The 21,058-nt window shown below is 62.9% G+C and carries 22 protein-coding genes; 7 read left to right on the top strand and 15 right to left on the bottom strand.

Features of this window, described 5'->3' with window-relative positions; genetic code table 11:
• Positions 1-188 precede the first annotated feature (188 nt).
• From GKC28_RS00840 to GKC28_RS00830, 3 genes are all read left to right on the top strand, one after another.
• Positions 189-473 carry an antibiotic biosynthesis monooxygenase gene (locus GKC28_RS00840; protein WP_174144628.1) on the top strand — a complete coding sequence of 95 codons (285 nt, stop codon included), beginning with the start codon at positions 189-191 and terminating at the stop codon, positions 471-473.
• 83 nt (positions 474-556) lie between these two features.
• Positions 557-895, top strand: coding sequence for a DOPA 4,5-dioxygenase family protein (locus GKC28_RS00835; RefSeq protein ID WP_174144626.1), 339 nt, complete (start codon positions 557-559; stop codon positions 893-895).
• A gap of 74 nt (positions 896-969) precedes the next feature.
• Entirely contained in the window at positions 970-1,263 is a 294-nt protein-coding gene (locus GKC28_RS00830) for a putative quinol monooxygenase (RefSeq protein WP_174144624.1), read from the top strand.
• Between the two features lie 14 nt (positions 1,264-1,277).
• Here GKC28_RS00830 and GKC28_RS00825 read toward each other — a convergent pair whose 3' ends face one another.
• From GKC28_RS00825 to yajC, 10 genes are all read right to left on the bottom strand, one after another.
• Positions 1,278-1,817, bottom strand: a complete 540-nt coding sequence (locus tag GKC28_RS00825; protein ID WP_174144622.1) for a DsbE family thiol:disulfide interchange protein — start codon at positions 1,815-1,817, stop codon at positions 1,278-1,280.
• Positions 1,810-1,965 (bottom strand): heme exporter protein CcmD, encoded by a 156-nt coding sequence (gene ccmD, locus GKC28_RS00820; RefSeq protein WP_174144620.1) that lies wholly within the window; start codon positions 1,963-1,965, stop codon positions 1,810-1,812. Before ccmD ends, GKC28_RS00825 begins: the two co-directional genes overlap by 8 nt.
• Complete coding sequence (locus GKC28_RS00815) at positions 1,965-2,696, bottom strand: heme ABC transporter permease (protein ID WP_174144618.1); 732 nt, start codon at positions 2,694-2,696, stop codon at positions 1,965-1,967. The genes ccmD and GKC28_RS00815 overlap by 1 nt, the downstream gene beginning before the upstream one ends.
• A 55-nt stretch (positions 2,697-2,751) precedes the next feature.
• Positions 2,752-3,408, bottom strand: coding sequence for a heme exporter protein CcmB (gene ccmB / locus GKC28_RS00810; RefSeq protein WP_174144616.1), 657 nt, complete (start codon positions 3,406-3,408; stop codon positions 2,752-2,754).
• Complete coding sequence (gene ccmA / locus GKC28_RS00805; protein ID WP_174144614.1) at positions 3,405-4,019, bottom strand: heme ABC exporter ATP-binding protein CcmA; 615 nt, start codon at positions 4,017-4,019, stop codon at positions 3,405-3,407. The genes ccmB and ccmA overlap by 4 nt, the downstream gene beginning before the upstream one ends.
• Before the next feature lie 86 nt (positions 4,020-4,105).
• Entirely contained in the window at positions 4,106-4,459 is a 354-nt protein-coding gene (locus GKC28_RS00800; protein WP_174144612.1) for an Mth938-like domain-containing protein, read from the bottom strand.
• Positions 4,460-4,470: 11 nt separating this feature from the next.
• Positions 4,471-5,223: a TSUP family transporter gene (locus GKC28_RS00795; RefSeq protein ID WP_174144611.1), complete on the bottom strand. Its 753-nt coding sequence runs from the start codon at positions 5,221-5,223 to the stop codon at positions 4,471-4,473.
• Positions 5,216-6,184, bottom strand: a complete 969-nt coding sequence (gene secF / locus GKC28_RS00790; protein WP_174144610.1) for a protein translocase subunit SecF — start codon at positions 6,182-6,184, stop codon at positions 5,216-5,218. Before secF ends, GKC28_RS00795 begins: the two co-directional genes overlap by 8 nt.
• 1 nt (position 6,185) lies before the next feature.
• Complete coding sequence (gene secD, locus GKC28_RS00785) at positions 6,186-7,847, bottom strand: protein translocase subunit SecD (protein WP_174144609.1); 1,662 nt, start codon at positions 7,845-7,847, stop codon at positions 6,186-6,188.
• Between the two features lie 33 nt (positions 7,848-7,880).
• A complete protein-coding gene (gene yajC / locus GKC28_RS00780; RefSeq protein WP_174144608.1) occupies positions 7,881-8,165 on the bottom strand; it encodes a preprotein translocase subunit YajC in 285 nt (94 codons plus the stop codon).
• A gap of 311 nt (positions 8,166-8,476) precedes the next feature.
• Between yajC and GKC28_RS00775 the strand changes: the two genes are divergently transcribed.
• Complete coding sequence (locus GKC28_RS00775) at positions 8,477-8,893, top strand: SET domain-containing protein (RefSeq protein WP_174144607.1); 417 nt, start codon at positions 8,477-8,479, stop codon at positions 8,891-8,893.
• 145 nt (positions 8,894-9,038) lie between these two features.
• Positions 9,039-10,331: a serine--tRNA ligase gene (serS, locus tag GKC28_RS00770; RefSeq protein WP_174144606.1), complete on the top strand. Its 1,293-nt coding sequence runs from the start codon at positions 9,039-9,041 to the stop codon at positions 10,329-10,331.
• Positions 10,332-10,404: 73 nt separating this feature from the next.
• Here the strand turns inward: serS and GKC28_RS00765 are convergent, their stop codons facing one another.
• The 5 genes from GKC28_RS00765 to GKC28_RS00745 form a co-directional block, all read right to left on the bottom strand.
• Positions 10,405-10,872, bottom strand: a complete 468-nt coding sequence (locus GKC28_RS00765) for a helix-hairpin-helix domain-containing protein (RefSeq protein ID WP_174144605.1) — start codon at positions 10,870-10,872, stop codon at positions 10,405-10,407.
• Positions 10,873-10,930: 58 nt separating this feature from the next.
• Complete coding sequence (locus GKC28_RS00760; protein ID WP_174144604.1) at positions 10,931-11,884, bottom strand: fatty acid desaturase; 954 nt, start codon at positions 11,882-11,884, stop codon at positions 10,931-10,933.
• Between the two features lie 319 nt (positions 11,885-12,203).
• Complete coding sequence (gene der, locus GKC28_RS00755) at positions 12,204-13,667, bottom strand: ribosome biogenesis GTPase Der (RefSeq protein WP_174144603.1); 1,464 nt, start codon at positions 13,665-13,667, stop codon at positions 12,204-12,206.
• Positions 13,668-13,738: 71 nt separating this feature from the next.
• Complete coding sequence (locus tag GKC28_RS00750) at positions 13,739-15,061, bottom strand: PQQ-like beta-propeller repeat protein (protein WP_174144602.1); 1,323 nt, start codon at positions 15,059-15,061, stop codon at positions 13,739-13,741.
• A 53-nt stretch (positions 15,062-15,114) separates the two neighbouring features.
• A complete protein-coding gene (locus tag GKC28_RS00745) occupies positions 15,115-15,786 on the bottom strand; it encodes a hypothetical protein (RefSeq protein ID WP_174144600.1) in 672 nt (223 codons plus the stop codon).
• A gap of 289 nt (positions 15,787-16,075) precedes the next feature.
• Here GKC28_RS00745 and GKC28_RS00740 point away from each other — a divergent pair, with 289 nt between their 5' ends.
• Together GKC28_RS00740 and GKC28_RS00735 are read left to right on the top strand one after the other, a co-directional pair.
• Complete coding sequence (locus GKC28_RS00740) at positions 16,076-17,191, top strand: efflux RND transporter periplasmic adaptor subunit (RefSeq protein ID WP_174144598.1); 1,116 nt, start codon at positions 16,076-16,078, stop codon at positions 17,189-17,191.
• Complete coding sequence (locus GKC28_RS00735) at positions 17,188-21,024, top strand: efflux RND transporter permease subunit (RefSeq protein ID WP_174144596.1); 3,837 nt, start codon at positions 17,188-17,190, stop codon at positions 21,022-21,024. Before GKC28_RS00740 ends, GKC28_RS00735 begins: the two co-directional genes overlap by 4 nt.
• The last annotated feature ends 34 nt before the right edge of the window (positions 21,025-21,058 follow it).

Raw genomic sequence — 21,058 nt, 5'->3', positions numbered from 1 at the left:
TACAGGCGGGTAGAAGTTCCGAACCTGCGGCGCGGATTTTGCCCCGGCCTTGCATCTTGAACACAATCGATATGTGCAGCTCACAGCACCTTTACCGGCTGTACGGCCCAGCCCCCTTGTGCAAATGTCACTCTTGGATGCATTTTAAAAAACACTGCGCAGACTATTGAAAAGCTGGATGCTGAAGCATGAAAGAGGCCGTTTTTGCAGTCGTTTACCCGGACATCGGCACATTCGAGGCGCATGCCGAGGAAGTCCTGACGATGCTGCCGGACACACGGGCCTTTCCTGGCTGCATCGAGGCGCATGTGGGCCTCCACCGGGAGCGCTGGGAAATAGCAGTGTTCCACCTTTGGGAGACACCGGAACACTTGAACCGCTACCTGGACTGGCGGGCTGAACGCGGCGACCTTGACGCCCGCAGTGCAACCATGCGGCGGGAACAGGACTTCCGCACCTATTCTGTGCCCTGACCGGACCTATCAGCCGTTGCTGCACAGGGCCTGTTCGCATTCACCGCATTGCCTGCGGCGCCCAGCCGTAAGAGACTGCAGCTATGAAACAGACAGACAGCATCACCGGCTACCACGCCCATATCTATTTCGACGCCGCCAGTGTGGATCAGGCCCGCGCACTCTGTCAGCAGGCTGCGGAGCGGTTCTCGGTGGAGATGGGCCGCGTTCATGAAAAGAACGTCGGCCCGCACCCGATGTGGTCCTGCCAGCTGGCGGCCACGCCGGAACAGTTCGCGCAGCTGCTGCCGTGGCTGGCGCTGAACCGGGGCGGGCTGGTTGTCTTTGCCCATCCGGATACCGGCAACGCCCTGGCAGATCACCGCGATCACGGGATCTGGCTAGGCACCGGGCTGGAGCTGGATCTCAGCATTTTCGGCTGATCCGAACCGCAAATTTTCCGGAAATTTCCAGGTTGCTGTGACCATCCCAGCACTCACAAATCCCGGAGACTTCAATGATGGAAGCGGTGATAATTGATCTGCACCCCCGGCCCGGAAAATTCAGCGAGCTGACGGTGCTTGTCAAACAGATGGTGGAAGAGGTTCGCCGGCACGCCGGATGCTTGCAGGCTGAAATCCGGCTGGCCCCGGAAAGGGGTAAAATTTCCGTAATCCAGAAATGGCAGGACCCGGAGGCCTTCAGCGAGTATCTGATTTGGCGCTCCAAACAGGAACATCTGGACCGCGTCTATGCGCTGTCGGAGGCGGAGCCCGATCTGAGCAGCTACACCCTGTGTGAACCGGGCTGATACAGTAGGGCCGGCTACTGCCCCGCTGCCTTTTCCATCGCCGGGCGCAGGGTGGTTTCGATCACCCGCTGGGTGATCGGGCCGGCGAAGCGCAGGATAATCTTGCCATCGCCGTCCACCACATAGGTTTCCGGCACGCCGTACAGGCCCCAGTCAATCGCCATCCGGCCCTTCTCATCCCGGCCAATGGCCTTGTAGGGGTCGCCCAGCTCGTTCAGGAAGGACTCGGCATTGGCCAGCTGATCCTTGTAGTTGATACCGTAGACAGGGATGCCTTCCTCAGACAGCGCCTCCAGGTTCGGATGCTCAGCGCGGCAGGGCGCGCACCAGCTGGCCCAATAGTTCACCAGTTTCACGGTGCCGTCGCGCAGGGTGGCGTCGCTGAACATCTCCTTGCCCGGAAACTCATCAAGGACGACCGGCGGCGCAGGCTGGCCTTCGCGGGCCGACGGCAGACTGTTCGGGTCCTCGCGGAACATCCCCACCAGCGCCAGGCCCACAAATCCCGCAAACACCACACCGGGGACCGCCATCAGGGGGGAGATCTTAGCCATTGCGCTTCATCCGGGTTTCCAGGGTTTCCATCTCCCGGCGCACCTTGCGGCCGCGCAGGATCGTCACCACCACCAGCGCCACCAGCAGCACCAGCGAGGCGCCATAGGCCGACAGCACCGTATCGGCGTATTTTCCAAGATCGGGCATCACGCCTCCAGCCGTTCGCGCGCCATCAATGCCTTGATGCGGCGGGCGCGGATTTCAGTTCCGGTGCGGTAGAACACCAATGCGATGAACAGCAGGACAAAGCCTGCCATGCAGACATAAAGCGGGTTGGAAAACGCATCAGCCACGTTTTCCTTTTCGTCCAGGCTCAGCGATGCGCCCTGGTGCAGCCCCTGGTTCCAGAAGTTCACCGCATAGCGGCTGAGCACGGCAAAGACCGAGCCGACCAGGCAGAGGATCGAGGTCAGGTCCGCAGCGGTGTCGGGGTTGTCGATCGCCTCCCACAGCGCGATGTAGCCGAGGTAGAACAGGAACAGCACCAAGAAGGATGTCAGCCGCGGATCCCAGGCCCACCAGGTGCCCCACATCGGCTGGCCCCAGATTGCCCCGGTCACCAGCGCGATCACGGTCATGACCACGCCTACGGGCGCCGCGGCCCTGGCGGCCAATGCGCTCACATGGTGGCGGCGGATCACCCAGACCAGCGACGTCACCAGCATCATGAACCAGGCGTTGATTGCCATCAACGCCGAAGGCACATGCAGGAAGATGATCTTGACGGTGGAGCCCTGACGGTAATCGTCAGGCGTGAAAAAGAAGCCCCAGACCAGGCCCACGGAAATCAGCACCGCAGAGCTGACCCACAGGGCCGGCATCACCTTTTCGGTGGTGGCCAGGAACTTCTTCGGGTTGGCGTATTCCCAGATCGACATGGTGGCTATTTAGCTCTTGTTCTCGGGTTTCTCAATTCACGGTCACGGGATGCGGTCAGCGCAAATTGACGCGCAGGACGGCGGCGCTGGCAAACGGGAGCAGGGCGATGGAGGCGGCAGAGATGCCCGCCAGCAGAAGCAGCGGTGTCTGCACCGCCATGCCCTCGGCTCCGCGGCGGGCCACCTCGGACCCGAAAATCAGCGTCGGCACGTAAAGCGGCATCACCAGCAGCGACATCAAGAGGCCGCCGCGCTTCAGCCCCACGGTCAGGGCGGCGCCGAAGGTGCCGATAACGGACAGCGCAGGTGTGCCCAGCAGCAGGGAGATCACCAGCCACTGAAAGCCCTGTACCGGCAGGTTCAGCAGCACCCCCAGCACCGGGGCCGCCATCACCAGCGGCAGGCCGGTGGTGATCCAATGGGCCAGCGCCTTGATCGTGACAGTGCTTTCCAGCGGCAGCGGCGCGGTGGCCAGCAGGTCGAGCGAGCCGTCCTCCCAATCCAGCGCCAGCAGCCGGTCGAGCGACAGCAGGCACGCCAGCAGCGCCCCCAGCCACAACACACCCGGGGCGATGCGGGCAAGCAACTCGGACTGCGGGCCGACGGAAAACGGCACCATCACGGTCACGATCAGAAAGAACGCAAGACCCAGCCCAAAGCCGCCGCCCGCCCGGAAGGCGAGCTTCAGATCCCGCAGGAGAAGCGCAATCACAGGAAGCCTCCGTCAAAATCGTCGATCTCCGGCGGCTTGGCCTTGTAGGGGCCGACATCCAGCACCTCCGCCTCCAGCCCCAGGTCGATATGGGTGGCAATCAGCGCCGAGCCGCCCTGCCCCAGATGCGCCCGCACCGCGTTTGCAAACATCGCCACGGAGGTCTTGTCCAGGCTCACCGTCGGCTCATCCATGATCCAGATCGGGCGGCCGGTGACCAGCATCCGGCTGAGGCCCAAGCGGCGTTTCTGGCCCGCGGACAGCGCACCGGCCTGGCGGTCGCGCAGGGTTTGCAAGTCAAACCCGTCCAGCGCCTGTTCAATGCCATTGCGGCCAAAGACACTGGCCCAGAAGATCAGGTTCTCTGCCACTGTCAGCGTTGGTTTCAGCCCGTCGGAATGGGCGGCATAGGCGATCTGATCCTCAGCCCCATCGACCCGGCCCTTCAGCGGCGGCTGCAGGCCTGCGACGGTGCGCAGCAGCGTGGTCTTGCCGATGCCGTTAGAGCCCCGCAGGATCAGCGCCTTACCGGGCGCCAGCGCAAAGCTCACACCCTCCAGCACCGGGATGCCGCCGCGGGCCACGCCCAGATCCGTCACAGTCAATGTCATGAAGTTCGCTGTCCCATCTTTCCGGGCATCAAAAACCTGTTTTCAAACCGTCTGCTTTGCGGCAGGTCAAATGAACCTTCTGAAAATCAGACCGGCAGCGCCGCGAGGGCAATCCGGCGCCCTTCCGACAAGAGCACGTTGTAGGTGCGGCAAGCGGCGGGCGAGTTCATCGCCTCAATGCCCAGACCCGCCTCCTCCAGCGCCTTGCGCAAGTCTGCCGGGATATGGGCGATCACAGGTCCGGTTCCGATGAACAAGACATCAATCTCTCCGGCAAGCGCCAGCAGCGGCGCAGCGTCGGCCATGCCGCCCCAACCCGCAGTGCCAGCCGCCGACGTCAGAACGGCCCCCTGATGCACCTTGCCGCCGATGCGGAAGAAACCCTCGCCATAGCCGTCGATGGGCTGCGCATCGGAATAGCTCACTTCGTTCAGGCGCATGGACGGTCCTTTCAGTCAAATACCGGGAGGCTGGATAGCACGGCCAGTGCAATCACGGAATAGGAGGCAAGGCGGTAGATCTTCTCCAGCTTGGGATCAAACAGCGCCTTGCCGGTCAGCGTGGTGATTATGTAGGGGATGCCGAGCAGGCAGGCCAGTATCACCGCCTTGAGGCTGGCCATGCCGCCGAAGATCAGGTTGGCAGCGATCACCACGTCGAGCGCAGCCAGGAACACGATGGTGTTGGCCCGGACCCGCGCGACGTCACGCACGTTGGCGAGGTAGAAGACGATAATCACCGGCCCGGTGAGGCCCGTCATGCCGCCAACGATACCGGCGGCACCGCCGATGGCAAAGCGCCCCGGCCAGCCAAGTTTGCCCTGCCAGCGCCAGCCGGAGACCACAGCGGCCAGTGTCACGCCGATCACCCCGGCTGCAACCCAGCGCAGGGTCAGCGGGTCCATCTGCGACATCAGCCACAATCCTGCCGGCACGGTGACCGCAGCGGCCATGGACAAGGCGCCAACTTCTGCCCTGTCCGCCTTGCTCCAGGCCTGCGGGAACAGAGTGATGGTGGAAAATACCCCCATCAGCACCATCAGGAACACCACATCTGCAGACGGCAGGAACTGGGCGCCAACCGGTACAAAGATCATCGCGGTGCCAAAACCAGTGAAGCCGCGGACAAGACCCGCGGCTCCAATGGTGACCAGCAGCCAGAACAACCCCGGTGTGGCCAGGGCCGCTTCGAACGCTTCAAGCATCAATGTTCGAGAACTGGTTGCCGGTGGTGTTGGCCTGTTTCGACCAGTCGCGCTTCACCCCCAGCTTCAGCAGGATGGTGGAGGCGACGAAGACCGACGAATAGGTCCCGACCACAACGCCCCAGATCATCGCAAAGACGAAACCGCGGATCACGTCGCCGCCCAGCACATAGAGCGAAATTAGCGCCAGCAGCGTGGTGACAGAGGTCATCATCGTCCGGCTCAGCGTCTCGTTGATCGAGATGTTCAGAACCTCAGAGAGGTCCTTCTTCTTGTAGCGGCGCAGGTTCTCGCGCACCCGGTCGAACACCACCACAGTATCGTTCAGCGAGTAGCCGACGATGGTCAAAAGTGCCGCGATGATGGCCAGGTCGAACTTGATCTGCAGCTCGGAGAACACGCCGATGGTCAGCACCACATCATGCACAAGTGCCGCCACCGCGCCAAGCGCGAACTGCCATTCGAAGCGAAGCCAGATGTAGACCAGCACTGCCGCAATCGCCAAGGCGACCGCAAGCACCGCCGTAGTGATCAGTTCGCCCGAGACTTTGGGGCCGACGGATTCGACGGACACGAACTTGATGCCCGGCGCCACCGCGTCCAGCGAATCTTTCAGTGTTTCGATCATCTCGCCGGAGATCGCCTCGCCGTCGTCCTGCGCCTGAATACGGATCATGGCAACGTGCTGGTCTTCCTCGAAGGTTGGATCGAACACCTCTGTGATCGACACATCGCCCAGGCCATGCGCCGCCAGCGCGTCGCGGTAGGCGCCCACATCCACAGACTCGGAGGCCTCCGTACGGATGGTGGTACCACCGCGGAAGTCGATGCCGAAGTTCAGCCCCTGCAGCAGGAAGGAGGCCAGCGCCGCGACCATCATCAGGGCCGAGATGCCCAGCCACAGCTTGGAGCGTTTGAAGAAATCGAAGGAGGTGCCTTCGGGAACAAGTTTCAGCCGCATATCACACCTCAATCGTTTTCGGACGGCGCCGTTCAAACCACATGACGATCATCAGCCGGGTCACGAAGATCGCGGTAAAGACCGAGGTCATGATGCCCAGCCCCAGGGTGATCGCAAAGCCGCGCACCGGGCCGGAGCCCATGGCGAACAGGATCACAGCAGTGATGAAAGTGGTGATATTGGCGTCGAGAATGGCGCTGAGCGCCTTGGAGTAGCCTTCGTCGATGGCCTTGGCCGGGCCGCGGCCCGCCTTCAGCTCCTCGCGGATACGCTCAAAGATCAGCACATTGGCGTCAACCGCCATGCCAACCGTCAGCACGATACCTGCGATACCCGGCAGGGTCAGGGTGCCGCCGATCAGGCTGAGCATGCCGAAGATCAGCGCGATGTTCAGCACCAGCGCGACATTGGCAAAAAGGCCGAACAGGCCATAGCTGAGGCCCATGAACACCAGCACGGCAACAAAGGCCACGATGGTCGCAATCTTGCCCGCGTCGATGCTGTCCTGACCCAGTTCTGGACCGATGGTCCGCTCTTCCAGGAACTCCAGCCCGGCAGGCAGCGCGCCGGCACGCAGCAGCACCGCCAGGTTGGTGCTTTCCTCAACGGTAAAGTTACCCGTGATGATGCCGGAACCACCCGGAATGTGCGATTGGATCACCGGGGCGGAGACCACCTCGTCATCCAGCACGATGGCAAAAGGCGACCCGATGTTCTCAGCGGTATAATCGCCGAACCGGCGGGCGCCGGAGGTATTGAAGCGGAAGGTCACTGCAGGACGGCCGTTCTGGTCAAACGACGGCTGCGCATCCACCAGGTCCTCGCCGGTAACAACAGCGGCGGCTTCAATGGTGTAATAGAACCCTTCTTCGTCAAGCGACGGCACAACCTTGTTGCCGATACCCGGTGCTGCATCCGCGTCAGTGCCGCGGCCGACAACCGGGTTGAAGGTCAGCTGCGCGGTGGTGCCGATGATCGCCTTCAGTTCAGATGCGGAACCGATGCCCGGCACCTGAATCAGGATCCGATCGGCGCCCTGGCGCTGGATGGTCGGCTCGCGGGTGCCGACCTCGTCGATCCGGCGGCGCACGATTTCCAGCGACTGGCGCACAGTGCGGTCGTCGGAAGCAAGCTTTTCAGCCTCACTCAGCTGCACCACAAGAATGTCGCCGTCAGCGGAAACATCGATGTCTGTTGCCCCAGCACCGGTGAGGCTCGTCACCGGATTGGCCAGGCCGCGCACCACTTCCAGCGCGCGGGCCATGCCGTCCGGTTTGGAAATCTTCAGGCGAATCTGGTCCGCAGGACCCGGCTGGCGGCGGAAGGTGCCGACCGTGTCACGCTCGGGCCGCAGCGCATCCCGCACCTCCGGCCACAGCGCGTCCATCCGAGCCTCATAGACGTCTTCAACCTGCACCTCGGCCAGCAGATGCGCCCCGCCCCGCAGGTCGAGGCCGAGGTTCACAAGGCCCGACGGAAGGAACGACGGCCACTGGCCTGCAGTTTCCAGCCGTTCCGGCGTTTCGCCCTTTGCGATGATATCGGCGGCCGCGTCGTTGGCTTGTTCGACACGGGTATAAAAGCCGTTTGGCAGGGCAAGCATGATACCAGCTGCGCAAACCAGCCAGATCAGCACCCTCTTCCAGAGATCAATTTGCAGCATTGCCCTGCCTTTTCAGATGGTTGTTAAGGGCGCTTAAGCTGCCGGCTCAGTCTTGCTCAGAACTTGGGCAATGGTCGCCTTGACCACGCGCACTTTAACGCCATCTGCGATTTCCACCTCGATCTCGCCGTCTTCCTTGACCTTGGCCACTTTGCCGATCACGCCGCCCTGGGTCACCACCTGGTCACCGCGGCGCAGGCCGTCCACCATCGCCTGATGCTGTTTCATCTTCTTCTGCTGCGGGCGGATCAGCAGGAAGTACATGATCGCGAAGATCAGGATAAGCGGGAGAAATTGGGCGACTGCGCCACCGTCCATGGGATATTCCTTCTGTCAAAGCGGCACTGGAGTTAGCGCCGGAAATTTGCAGCGGAACCTATGCGCTGGACCCCGGCTTTGCAAGGGAACGCTGCGGTCGCGGAGGGGCGTATTGCAGGCCACAGCGGCATCTGGTCCGGCTGGCGGCAAAAGAAAGGACGAACACGCTGTGCCGTGGTGCAGATTTTTATTGCAAAACAGCGCGATTCGGCGCTTTGCTTTCCCTTGCGCAAGCCGCCAGGCGCGGGGCATTGCCCCCTCATTCCGGTCCGGATGGCGGCCCGGCCATTCCTGAAAGAAGGAACAGGCGCATGATGATGGTGCGCTGCTATCTCGCCCCCTCGGTCATCGAAGGGCTGGGCGTTTTCTGCCATGACAAAATCACCAAGGGTGACATCGTCTGGCGGTATGACAGAATGCTCGACACCACCTTCCCGGAGAGCAAGCTGGACAATGTCGAACCCCACATGAAGGAGTTTCTGGAACGCTATAGCTTCCCGGATCCCTGCCGCCCCGGCTACCTTATCCTGCAATGCGACGAAGGCCGCTTCCTGAACCATTCGATGTATCCTAACCTCGATTTTTCCGACGGGGTCTGGGGCCGGGCGCTGACCAACATCCCGGCAGGCACGGAGCTGACATTCGACTATGCCGATTTCCTGACCGGCGAGATCCGCATGCAGCCGCCACGGCATCACGTGCACATGCTGCCAATGGCAGCGGAATGACCGAAAGCAGGCCGGGCGCAACACCCGGCCTTTTTCTTTCCGCCATGAGGCGGGAAGGTGTCCGCCCCCTTCCCCTTTGTTCACCCTTGCGTCATAGGATGTGCCTACTGATTCAAACCATCTTCCAACGCTAGGAGAAACTCTCATGCATGACATCCGCGCAATCCGCGAAAATCCTGCCGCCTTCGACGCCGCTGTGGCGCGGCGCGGGGATGCGGGCGTGTCATCCGAGATCCTGGCGCTGGATGAGGCGCGCCGGGCTAAGATCCTGGCCGCGGAAACCGCACAGGCCGAACAGAACAAGGCCTCCAAGGAAGTCGGCGCTGCCAAGGGCCGCGGCGACGAGGCCGAATTCGAGCGCCTGCGCGCGCTGGTGGCCGAGAAGAAGGCCGAAGTGGCGGCCATGAATACCGAGGCCAAGGCGCTGGACCAGCAGCTCAACGACATGCTGATGACCATCCCGAACCTGGCATTCGACGATGTGCCGGAGGGTGAGGATGAAGACGACAACGTCGAAATCCGCCGCTGGGGCGAGCCGAAGGCTCTCGATTTCGAGCCCAAGGAGCACTTCGAGATCGAAGGCGTGAAACCCGGCATGGATTTCGAGGTAGCGGCCAAGCTGTCGGGCAGCCGTTTCGTCGTGCTGTCCGGTGCGGTAGCCCGCATCCACCGGGCGCTGGCGCAGTTCATGATCAACACCCATGTGGACGAGAACGGCCTGACCGAGACCTGGACCCCGGTGCTGGTGCGCGAAGAGATGATGTATGGCACCGGCCAGCTGCCCAAGTTCGGCGAGGACAGCTACAAGACCACCGACGGCTGGTGGCTGGTGCCGACGGCTGAGGTCACGCTGACCAATATCGTGAACAACCTGGTGGTCGAGGAAAGCTATCTGCCGCGCCGCTATGTGGCCCACACCCAGTGCTTCCGCTCCGAGGCCGGTTCGGCCGGCAAGGACACCGCCGGCATGCTGCGCCAGCACCAGTTCGAGAAAGTCGAAATGGTCTCGGTCACGCATCCGGACAAGAGCGTTGAAGAGCACGAGCGCATGACCCGCTGCGCCGAGGACATCCTGGAGCGCCTGGGCCTGCCCTATCGCACCATTGTGCTGTGCACCGGCGACATGGGCTTTGGCGCCCGTAAGACCCACGACATCGAGGTCTGGGTGCCCGGCCAGAACACCTACCGCGAGATCTCCTCGGTCTCGGTCTGCGGTGATTTCCAGGCCCGCCGGATGAACGCGCGCTTTAAGCCTGCCGACGGCGGCAAGCCGCAGTTCGTGCACACGCTGAACGGTTCCGGCCTGGCCGTCGGGCGCTGCCTGATCGCGGTGCTGGAAAACGGCCAGCAGGCGGATGGGTCGGTCAAACTGCCGGAGGCTCTTGCTCCCTATCTGGGCGGCAAGCTGACCCTGACCGCCGAGGGTGAGCTGGTCTGATCCAGACCGCACTCCAGAACCAGAAACCGGCGCCATTGGCGCCGGTTTTCTTTTTAAAAGCAGCGGCCTGAAATCACTTCTTCACCTTTTTCTTTTTCTTCCCAGAGCCGTTGCCCTCAAGAATGGCCTTGGCCTTGGCCTTTTCCTTCTCGATGGCCTTCTTAGCCTTGGCCTTGACCTTCCTGGCCTTCTTCTTGGCCTTGACCTTAGCCTCAGCAAATTCCTCCATCAATTCTACAGCCTGGCGTTTGGCCTTTTTGGCCTTGGCCTCAGCCTTGGCTGCTTTTTCCTCCGCCGCCTGAAGTGCCGTTTCGGCAGCAGCCAGCCGGGCGCTCAGATCCTCGCCCTCCGCTTCTGCGGACCCGTTATGGACCCGGGCAGCATCCAGCAGCAGGCCCGCCCGGCTGGAGCCGATGCCCGGAATGCTGCGCAGCTGCTGTTCTTCCATTCCCGCCAGCCCTTCGACGGATTGCACCCCGTTTTCCTGAAGGATCCGGGCCAGCGCTGGCCCCACTCCCCTCAGTTCTGAAATCTCCGTCATGCTGCTGAATTCCCCCATTCAATTTTGCTCAACGCCTGGCAAGCATTGCAAGAAACGCTCATGCTGGAAAGGGCACCAGGCATTTCTTCTCTTCATCCCAAAGCTTTAACGTCAGAGCCCGAACTGCTTCTGGAAACTTGATCCGCCGCAGACCCAGTTCCGGCGGCAGGCTGTAATGGCATTGCCGCAAGCGGTAGGACGGAATGCGGGCGTTGTAGTGATGGATATCATGCAGGGTTATGTTTGCCACCGCCATGTCGAAGAACCAGCCAAAATCCAAACAGGACGATCCCTGCAGCGCCGCCGCTTGCGGGTTCAGGTCCGGGCGGCGGTCCCAGTAAGTGTCCTCGAAGTTATGCTGCAGGTAGACCAGGAACACCCCAATCATGCCGCCAAGGAAGGAAAACACCAGCCAGTTCCAGAGGCCGGTCATCCCCGCCGCCCAATAAAGCAGGCCTAGCATGGCGACGATCACCAGGTTGTGCAGGATCACCCCGGACACACCGAACCGCACCGTGTTCTTGGGCCAGCGGTAGCGGATGAAATAAGTGAAGGCCGCCCCCAGCGGCACCAGCACAAACGGGTTGCGGTAGAGCCGGTAGCCCAGCCGCTCCCAGAACCCGGCGGCCTTCCATTCCCGCAGAGTCATGGTGTGAATCTCGCCGGTCTCGCGGTGCTCCAGATTGCCGATGTTGGAATGATGCAGGTTGTGGTTCTGCTTCATCACCTCAAACGGGGCAAAGGTGAAGGGCGACAGCACGTGGCCGGCAATCTCGTTCTGCATCCGGGTCTCGAACAGAGAGTGATGGCCGGTGTCGTGCTGCAGCACGTAAAGCCGCACCGCGGCAAAGGCAAAAACCACCCCCGCGGGCAGCATCACATACCAGCGGTCAGCATGGGTGATTGCAAGGTAGAGCGACAGGAAATAGACCGCAAATGTCCCGAAATAGCTGAGCGATGCCAGCCGGTTGTCCTTTTCCGTGTACTTGCGCGTGTGTGCCCTCAGATCCATGAATTCTTCCATAAATACGCGATGTGACAGGCATGCGAAAAAGGGCGCAGCCCGCCCAAGATAAAAATGAGATAATCCCGGCCCGGCCAAAGGCAAGCCGGCTGAGGCCGTACACCTCAACCCTAGGGGTATCACCCTGCCACTTTTGATGGAATAGCTCCTTTGCGGACAGCACCGCACGGCGGAAGCCCGCTCAAGGTTCGGCTGCCCGGCTGGGCGCAGCACGGAAAGCGCCGCCCGTCAGGGCGGCGCCGGGCCCAACGGGCCTAGGTATTCTTTGAATGCCGCGGGCCGGGCGGGAGCGCCCGCCCCTTGCCGGTCAGCTGCCGCGCTTTTTCAAGTGCTTTTCCAGCGCGCCTGCGTTCTTGGCCCGCTTGCCCTTGTAGGGGTTCTTGTCGCCCTGCCCGCGCATGTACAATCGGATCGGGGTGCCCGGCATATCGAAATCCTCGCGCAACCCGTTGACAAGATAGCGGGTATAGCTTTCCGGCAGCTTGTCGGGATGCGAGCACATCACCACGAACCCCGGCGGGCGGCTCTTGGCCTGGGTCATGTAGCGCAGCTTGATGCGCTTGCCCTGCGGAGCCGGCGGCGGGTGCTGTTCCAGCATGCCAACCAGCCAGCGGTTCAGCGCCGCGGTCGGCACCCGGCGGTTCCAGGTGCCATAGGCGCGCATGATCGCCTCATGCAGCCGGTCCAGCCCCTTGCCGGTCTTGGCGGAAACCGTCACCAGCGGCGCGCCGCGCAGCTGCGGCAGCAGGCGCCCGAAGGCTTCCTTCAGGTCGCGCAGCTTTTCCTGCTTGTGCTCTTCGGCGTCCCATTTGTTGACCGCCACCACCACCGCGCGCCCCTCGCGCTCGGCCAGGTCGGCAATCCGCAGATCCTGCTGCTCGAACGGGATGCTGGCGTCCAAAAGAACCACCACGACCTCGGCAAACTTCACCGCGCGCAGGCCGTCGGAGACGGAAAGCTTCTCCAGCTTCTCCTGCACCTTGGCCTTCTTGCGCATGCCGGCGGTGTCGAACACGCGCATCGGCGTGTCTTTCCAGTTGATCTTCAAAGAGATCGCATCGCGGGTGATCCCGGCCTCCGGGCCGGTCAGCAGCCGCTCCTCGCCAAGGATCTTGTTGATCAGGGTGGATTTACCCGCGTTCGGGCGGCCAACCACGGCGACCTGAAGGGGCTTGGCGTCGGTCGGGACCGGAATGACCTCTTCCTCGTCCTCGCCGATCTCTTCATAGAGCTCGACATCGGTGACCGGCGCATGGTCTTCGGCAGCGGCTTCGAATTTCTCGGCCAGCGGCTGCAGGATGCCATAGAGGTCGGGCATCCCCTCGCCGTGCTCGCCGGACAGCCGCAGCGGCTCGCCCAGGCCGAGACCGTAGGCTTCCAGCACGCCGGCCTCGGCGGCGTTGCCCTCGGCCTTGTTGGCGGCCAGGATCACATGCGCGGACTTGCGGCGCAGGATATCGGCAAAAATTTCGTCCGTCGGCGTCACGCCGGTGCGGGCGTCGATCATGAACAGGCAGATGTCGGCCATATCCACCGCCCGCTCTGTCAGGCGGCGCATGCGGCCCTCCAGAGAATTGTCGGTGGCGTCTTCCAAACCCGCGGTGTCAATCACCGTGAAGCGCAGGTCGCCCAGCCGCGCCGCGCCTTCGCGCAGGTCGCGCGTCACGCCCGGCTGGTCGTCGACCAGGGCCAGCTTCTTGCCCACAAGGCGGTTGAACAGGGTGGACTTGCCCACATTGGGACGGCCCACGATGGCGAGGGTAAAGGACATCAGACCAGCTTTCTGCGATTCAGACGCGGCTCATAGCGCATCCGCGCGGCTAGTGCCACCCGGAAACACCGTCAGCGGTATGCCAGCAAATCGCCCTTGGTGGAAACCACATAGAGCGTGCGCCCCGCAACAACCGGTGCTGTGGTCGCGCCGCCGGGCACTTCCACCGTGCGGGTCAGGCTGCCGTCCTGCGGGTTGAAGAAGCGAAGCAGCCCGTCATTGGAAGCAACAACCACCTGACCGCCGGCCACAATGGGACCATGGTGCACATGAATCTGGCCGCGCTTCCGAGGCTTGTCCTTCAGGTAGCCCGGCAGGTCCACAGCCCAGATAACCTCACCGCTGCCGGCATCAAGGCGCAAGAGCTGGTTCAGGTCGCTGACCTGGAACAGGCTGCCGCCCGCCGGCCAGGCCGTGCCGGCTGCACCTTCGCGCGCGGTCCACAGCCGGTCGCCGGTTTCCAGGTCGATGGCAACGGTTCGGCCGGAGTTGTTGCCAGCGTAAAGTCGGTTGCCCGACACCACTGGCGCGCCGGTGACGTCGCTGATCCGCGACAGGGTTTGGCCCGTGCGCTTGCCCGCAACAGACGCGCTCCAGCGGCGCAGGCCGCCGCGGCGGAAGGTGGCAATCAGATCGCCGGACCCGAAGGCAAATACCGCAAGGTCGCTTGTCACCACCGGCGCCGGTGCGCCCAGGACATTGGCCGCAGAGGGGGCGGCGTCGATCTGCCAGGCGATGCGGCCATCCTTGGTATTCACTGCCCAGCCGGTGTCGTCACCAGCGACCAGGTAGACCAGCCCGCCGCTGACCCGAGGCTGGCCGGAACCGGTGGCATCCAGCTCCTGCCGCCAGATCGGATTGCCATCCGCAGCATTCAGCGCCGTCAGAACACCGAAACCGGAGGAGATGTAAAGAACACCGTCGGCAAAGGCCAACCCGCCGCCGGTGGCCTGGCCTTCATCATCAGCGGCCGGGGTCAGTTCGCTTTGCCACAGGATCTGGCCCTGCGGTGAAACCGCGGTGACCCGTGCAGCGCTGTCCAGGGTGTAGATGCGCCCGCCGCCGACAACCGGGGTTGCGGTAATCCGCTGGCGGCGGCTGTCGCCGGCACCGATCGAAGCCGACCAGATCCTCTGAGGGACGGCCGCCAGTGCCGGATGCGCGGTGCGCACGGCCTCGGCCCCATGGCCCTGTTCCCAGCTGGCATTGGCAACCTGCTGCGGCAGGGAGATCGCCCGGGACTGATTGACAATCTCCACAGCGGCGTCCGGCCGGATGTCCTCGCGCTCACCGCGCAGGATTACCTCTTCCTCTGCGCAGGCCGCCAGAAGGGCCGCAGCCGCAGTAGTGCAAAGAAGAGCCCGTGCCCGGGAGAAAGTTTTGCTTATTGTCATTGCCCTGCCCTGTCTGCCGTTCTTGTTCCGCAAATTCCAGTCCGCGGAGCGCCTTACCCCTCAGGCGCAGCGTTCCCGTTAACGGAGCCGCCAAGCGCCACAATCACCTGAGACGCGCGGTCTTTCAAGTCTGCAGTGACCGTTGCATCCGCAACGATGTCCCGCAGCCGGGCAATGGCCGCCTCGGCGTTGCCTTCTTCCACATCCAGCAGTGCCAGCTGTTCGGCAGCCAGTAGCGCCAGCGGCGCGCCGGGCTGGGCTAGCGCCTCATACTGCACACGGCGGTCTGAAACGCTCAGGCTGCCTGCCTGCAGCGCCAGCGCTTTGAAGCTGGCGACATGACGGTAGATCAGCGGCAGCTCGCCATCAACGGCAACCGCCTCCAGCCGGGCCACCGCTTCAGCGGTCTTGCCTGCCTCAGCCAGCGCTCCAGCTTCGAGCATGTTCAGGATGGCTGCCCCGCCGGCGCTTTCCGCCGGTACAGCGTTCAGCGCCTCAGCACGTCCTTCGCTTCCGTCGATCTCCAGCGCGGCGGTGATGCCGTCGCCAAGCTTCTCAGCCGCAGACTGCTCCTTGGCCTTATTGTATTCCCGGAACGCGGCGCCGCCGACGATCAGCACAACCGCGGCGCCGCCGATCCAGCCATAGCGTTTAAGCATCAGGAATAGCCGGTCACGGCGGACCTCTTCGGTCACTTCGTCGATAAAGCTGTCGGTATCGCTCATGAAAGCCCCTGGTATGCGCGGTCCGGGCTGCCGCCCGCCCCGGTATTGAATACGTCGCGCCCCTCTTACCCCGGCTCAAGGGCCAAGCCAAGTGGCCCGTTTGCACCAGAAACTTCGCCATTTGGGCCAGAAAAGCAAGAAATGTGAACTAAACCACTTAGTTTAGAATGGACATCTCCTATATCAGCCCTATCACATACGCGCGACTCCCGCTGTGAACAGGCCTGCCGACCCGACGGCCAAGGACCGATCGCACGTGGATAATGACAGAGAACAGGAAAGGCCCGACATGCGCATTATACCGATACTGACCGCAGTGGCGGTATCCGCCAGTCTTTATCTGGTGGTTTTCGAGCGTGACGATCTGATGGCCTTTGCCCGCGGAGAAGATGCAACCGAGGCTGCAGAGGAAGAAGCTGCAACTTCCGAAGGCCAGCAACTGGCCGATGCCGGAGAATCGCGCGTCGGTGTGGTGGCGCTGCAAAGCAAGGCGCGCACCATCGGCAACGCTGTTATCCTGCGCGGTCAAACCCAGGCCATCCGCCAGGTGGAGGTGCGGGCCGAAACCACCTCAACCGTGATTTCCGAACCGTTGCGCAAAGGCGCCCACGTCAAAAAGGGTGATCTGCTGTGCGAGCTGGACCCCGGCACCCGCCCGGCATCTCTGCTGCAGGCGCAGGCACAGCTGAAAGAAGCCAGGATCAATCTCACCGCCGCCGCCAAACTGTCGGAGGGCGGCTATGCGTCTGAAACCCGGCTGGCCTCGGCTGAGGCCCTAGAGCGTTCCGCGCAGGCCGCAGTCGCCGCGGCAGAGCGGGAAATCGGGCATTTGACCATCACCGCACCGTTCGACGGCCTTCTGGAAAGCGACACCGCGGAACTGGGCAGCCTGCTGCAGCCCGGTAGCCTCTGCGGCACGGTGATTCAGCTCGATACCATCAAGCTGGTCGGCTATGTGCCGGAGGCTGAGGTCAACAAGGTGGAATTGGGCGCCATTGCAGGCGCGGAACTGTCCACCGGCCAGCAGGTGCAGGGCGAGGTCACCTTCCTCAGCCGCTCGGCCGATCCGACCACCCGCACCTTTGAGGTCGAGATCACCGTGCCCAATCCGGACCTGAGCATCCGCGACGGCCAGACCGCCGACATCGCGATTTCCTCGGCCGGCGCGCTGGCGCACAAGCTACCGCAATCGGCGCTGACGCTGAACAACGAAGGCCAGCTGGGCGTGCGCGTTGTCGGATCCGACAGCACCGTGGTATTCTACCCCGTGCAGCTTCTGCGGGATGATGTGGATGGCGTCTGGCTGGGCGGTCTTCCTGAAAACGCGGATGTGATCGTCGTGGGACAGGATTTCGTAACCGAAGGCGTCGCCGTGGCGGCCACCTACCGGGAGACTGAACAGTGATTGGCATCGTCGATTGGGCCGCCGGCCGCGCCCGGATGGTCCTTGCGTTCATCGCAATCTCACTGCTTGTCGGCGGTTTCGCCTATTCGATGCTGCCCAAGGAAGGCGAGCCGGACATTGAAATCCCGGCCCTGTTCATCTCGGTCCCCTTCCCCGGCATTTCCGCCGAGGACGCCGAATCCCTGATGGTCAAGGTGATGGAGACCGAGCTTGCCGACCTCGACGGGCTCGACAAGATGACCTCCACCGCCGCCGAAGGCTATGCCGGGGTGGCGCTGGAGTTCGAGTTCGGCTGGGACAAGACCGCCATCATGGCCGACGTGCGCGACGCCATGGACAAGGCCGAGGCCGAGTTCCCGGAAGGCGCCGAGAAATACTCGATCACCGAGATCAACTTCTCCGAATTCCCGATTGTCATCGTGAACCTGACCGGCGCCGTTCCGGAACGCACGATGGCGCGCATCGCCAAGGACTTGCAGGACGACCTTGAGGCACTGGACGCGGTGCTGGAGGCCGGGATCGCCGGCAACCGAGACGAGATGGTCGAGGTGCTGATCGACCCGCTGCGGCTGGAGGCCTATAACGTCACCGCGCTCGAGCTGATCAATGTGGTGCAGAACAACAACCAGCTGATCGCGGCGGGTGAGGTCGAGACCAGCCAGGGTGCGTTCTCGGTCAAGATCCCCTCCTCCTTTGATGATGTGAAGGACATCTACCAGCTGCCGGTCAAGACCAACGGCGACCGGGTGGTCAAGCTTGGGGAGCTGGCGCAGATCAACTTCACCTTCGAGGACCGCGAAGGCACCGCCCGTTTCAACGGTGAGGACACGGTTGCCCTGCAGGTGGTCAAGCGCAAGGGCTACAACCTGATCGACACCGTCAATCTGGTGAAGCAGACCCTGGAAGAATCCAAGTCCAAGTGGCCGCCGGAACTGCAGACCGCGGTTGAGGTCGGCACCTCCAACGACCAGAGCCGGGTGGTCGGCTCGATGGTCAGCCAGCTGGAAGGCTCGGTGCTGACTGCTATCGCGCTGGTGATGATCGTTGTGCTGTCGGCGCTTGGCAGCCGCGCCGCGCTGCTGGTGGGTTTTGCAATCCCGACCTCTTTCCTTCTGTGCTTCGCACTGCTGGCACTGATGGGCATCTCGATTTCCAACATCGTGATGTTCGGCCTGATCCTCGCCGTGGGGATGCTGGTCGATGGTGCCATCGTGGTGGTGGAATACGCCGACAAGCGGATCAAGGAAGGCACCGGCCCGATGCACGCCTATGTCGAGGCCGCGCAGCGGATGTTCTGGCCGATCGTTTCTTCCACAGCGACCACTCTCTGCGCCTTCCTGCCGATGCTGTTCTGGCCCGGTGTGCCGGGTGAGTTCATGGGCATGCTGCCCGTGACCCTCATCTTCGTGCTGTCCGCCTCGCTGGTGGTGGCGCTGATCTACCTGCCCGTCATGGGCGGCGTCACCGGCCGCATCAGCCGCACTTTCGAGGGCGCCTCGCGCGCACTGCGCATGATCGCGCCCTGGTGGCTGCGCGCGCTGCTGGTGCCGGTCTCCATGTGGGGCATGTTTGCGGGCGCCATGCAGATGCTGAACCCCTCCTACCTGCTGGGTGAGGGCACTGGCCCGATGGCCGGTGTACTGTTCGGCGGGCTGGTGTTCACGCTTTCGTCCTTTGCCGCCTCGATCACCCTCAGCTCGGTCAAAGTGGAGCGCGAGGAGAAGGAGGTCGCCCCCGGCTACCACCACACCCCGTTCGGCTACGTGATCAAGTTCATCGCCGGCAACCCGGTGATGCCGATTGTGACCATCGCTGCCGTGGGCTTTGCCATCATGACCGTGTTCTCAACGTTCAGTGAGAACAACTACGGAGTTGAATTCTTCGTCGATTCGGAACCGGAACAGGCCACCGCCTATGTCCGCGCCCGCGGCAACATCTCCCTGCATGAAAAGGACGAAATGGTGCGCGCGGCCGAGGAGGTCATCCTTGACCACCACGCGGTGATTAATGTGTTTTCCTTTGCCGGTGACGGCGGCCTCAACACCGACAGTTCCGGCGCGCAGCTGCCACCGGACACCATAGGCCAGGTCCAGTTCGAGATCATCCCGTGGGAGGAGCGCCCGACCGAGAGCGAGCCGCTGGACGGCTGGTTCGGCGGACTGCTGAGCAAGTACCTCGGCTTTGAGAAGAAAGTGATCGCCGAGGAATACGACGGCAACACCGTGATCGATGAGTTGAATGCTGTGCTTGGCGAGTTGCCGGGGTTCGAGGTCGAGGTCCGCGCCCTGGCACAAGGCCCTGCCTCCGGCAAACCGGTGCATCTGCGCCTGCGCGGCGACGGCTGGGAAGACCTGACCACAGCAACCCTGGCTGCTCGGGAGCACTTCGAGAATACCCCCGGCCTGATCCTGATCGAGGACAGCCTGCCCCTGCCCGGCATCGACTGGCAGATCAACGTGGATGTCGAGAAGGCCGGCCGATACGGCGCCGATGTGGCAACAGTAGGCGCAATGGTGCAGCTGGTTACCCGCGGCATCCTATTGGACACCATGCGGGTCGACAGCTCCGACGAGGAGATCGAGATCCGCGTCCGGCTGCCGGAACAGGACCGGGTGCTGTCAACGCTCGACAACCTCAAGGTCCGCACCTCGGACGGCCTGGTTCCGCTGTCCAACTTCGTGACCCGCCAGCCGGTGCCGAAACTGGCGCAAATCAACCGTATCGGCCAGGAGCGTTTCTATGACGTGAAAGCCGACGTGGAGCCGGGCCTCAACAAGGTTGTGATCGAGGATGCCGACAGTGGTGAAATGACCCGCCTGGCGGTTTTGAAGGAGGTTCCGGAAGGAACCACCGCTACCGGCCAATCCCTGACCGCGCCAAATGGCAAGACAATGCAACTGGTGCAACTGACTGGTGCCGACAGCTTTGAAGCAGTGGAAACCGCGCTGGAAGACGGTGCCAAGATCAGCCCGATGAACGCAAATGAGCGGATCGCCGTCCTGACCGAATGGCTGGAGACCGACCCGCTGCCGCGCAGCATCGGCTGGGAGTGGACCGGTGACCAGGAGGAGCAGGAGGAATCCGGCGCCTTCCTGTCCAAGGCCTTTGCGGGCGCGCTGGCGCTGATGTTCGTGATCCTGCTGGCCCAGTTCAACAGCTTCTACAACTCGGTGCTGGTGCTGCTGGCGGTGGTGCTGTCCACCACCGGCGTGCTGATCGGCATGATGGTGATGCAGCAGCCGTTCTCCATCATCATGACCGGCACCGGCATCGTCGCGCTGGCAGGCATCGTGGTGAACAACAACATCGTGCTGATAGACACCTATCAGGAGTTCAGCCAGCAGATGCCGCGGATCGAGGCGATCATCCGCACCGCCGAGGCGCGTATCCGCCCGGTTCTGCTGACCACCATCACCACGATGGCGGGCCTGACGCCGATGATGTTCGGCGTCAGCCTGGACTTCATCAACGGCGGCTACTCCATCGACAGCCCCACCGCGCTGTGGTGGAAGCAGCTGGCTACCGCCGTGGTCTTTGGCCTGGGTATCGCCACTGTGCTGACATTGGTGGTCACGCCCTCGCTCTTGTCGATCCGGGTGTGGTTCTCCACCTACATGCGCGCCTTGGGCCGGATGCTGTCGCGGATCACCCGCGGACGCTCCAGCCGCATCGCGCAGGACTCCAAGCTGTTCAAAAAGGCACGCCAGCTGCCCAGCACGGAAATCCAGTGGGTCGAGGATACTGCTCCTGAGACAAGCGAAGGGGAAGCTGACCCTGAAGAGGACGAGCCGCAGCCGCCCGCCCCGCGCGGCCGCCTGCGCGCCGCAGAATAACCAGGCAAACAAAAAAGCCCCGCTCCGGCGGGGC

This window comes from Leisingera sp. ANG59 (assembly GCF_013317235.1).
Lineage (GTDB): Bacteria > Pseudomonadota > Alphaproteobacteria > Rhodobacterales > Rhodobacteraceae > Leisingera.
This window is presented reverse-complemented; position numbering and strand designations above follow the sequence as displayed.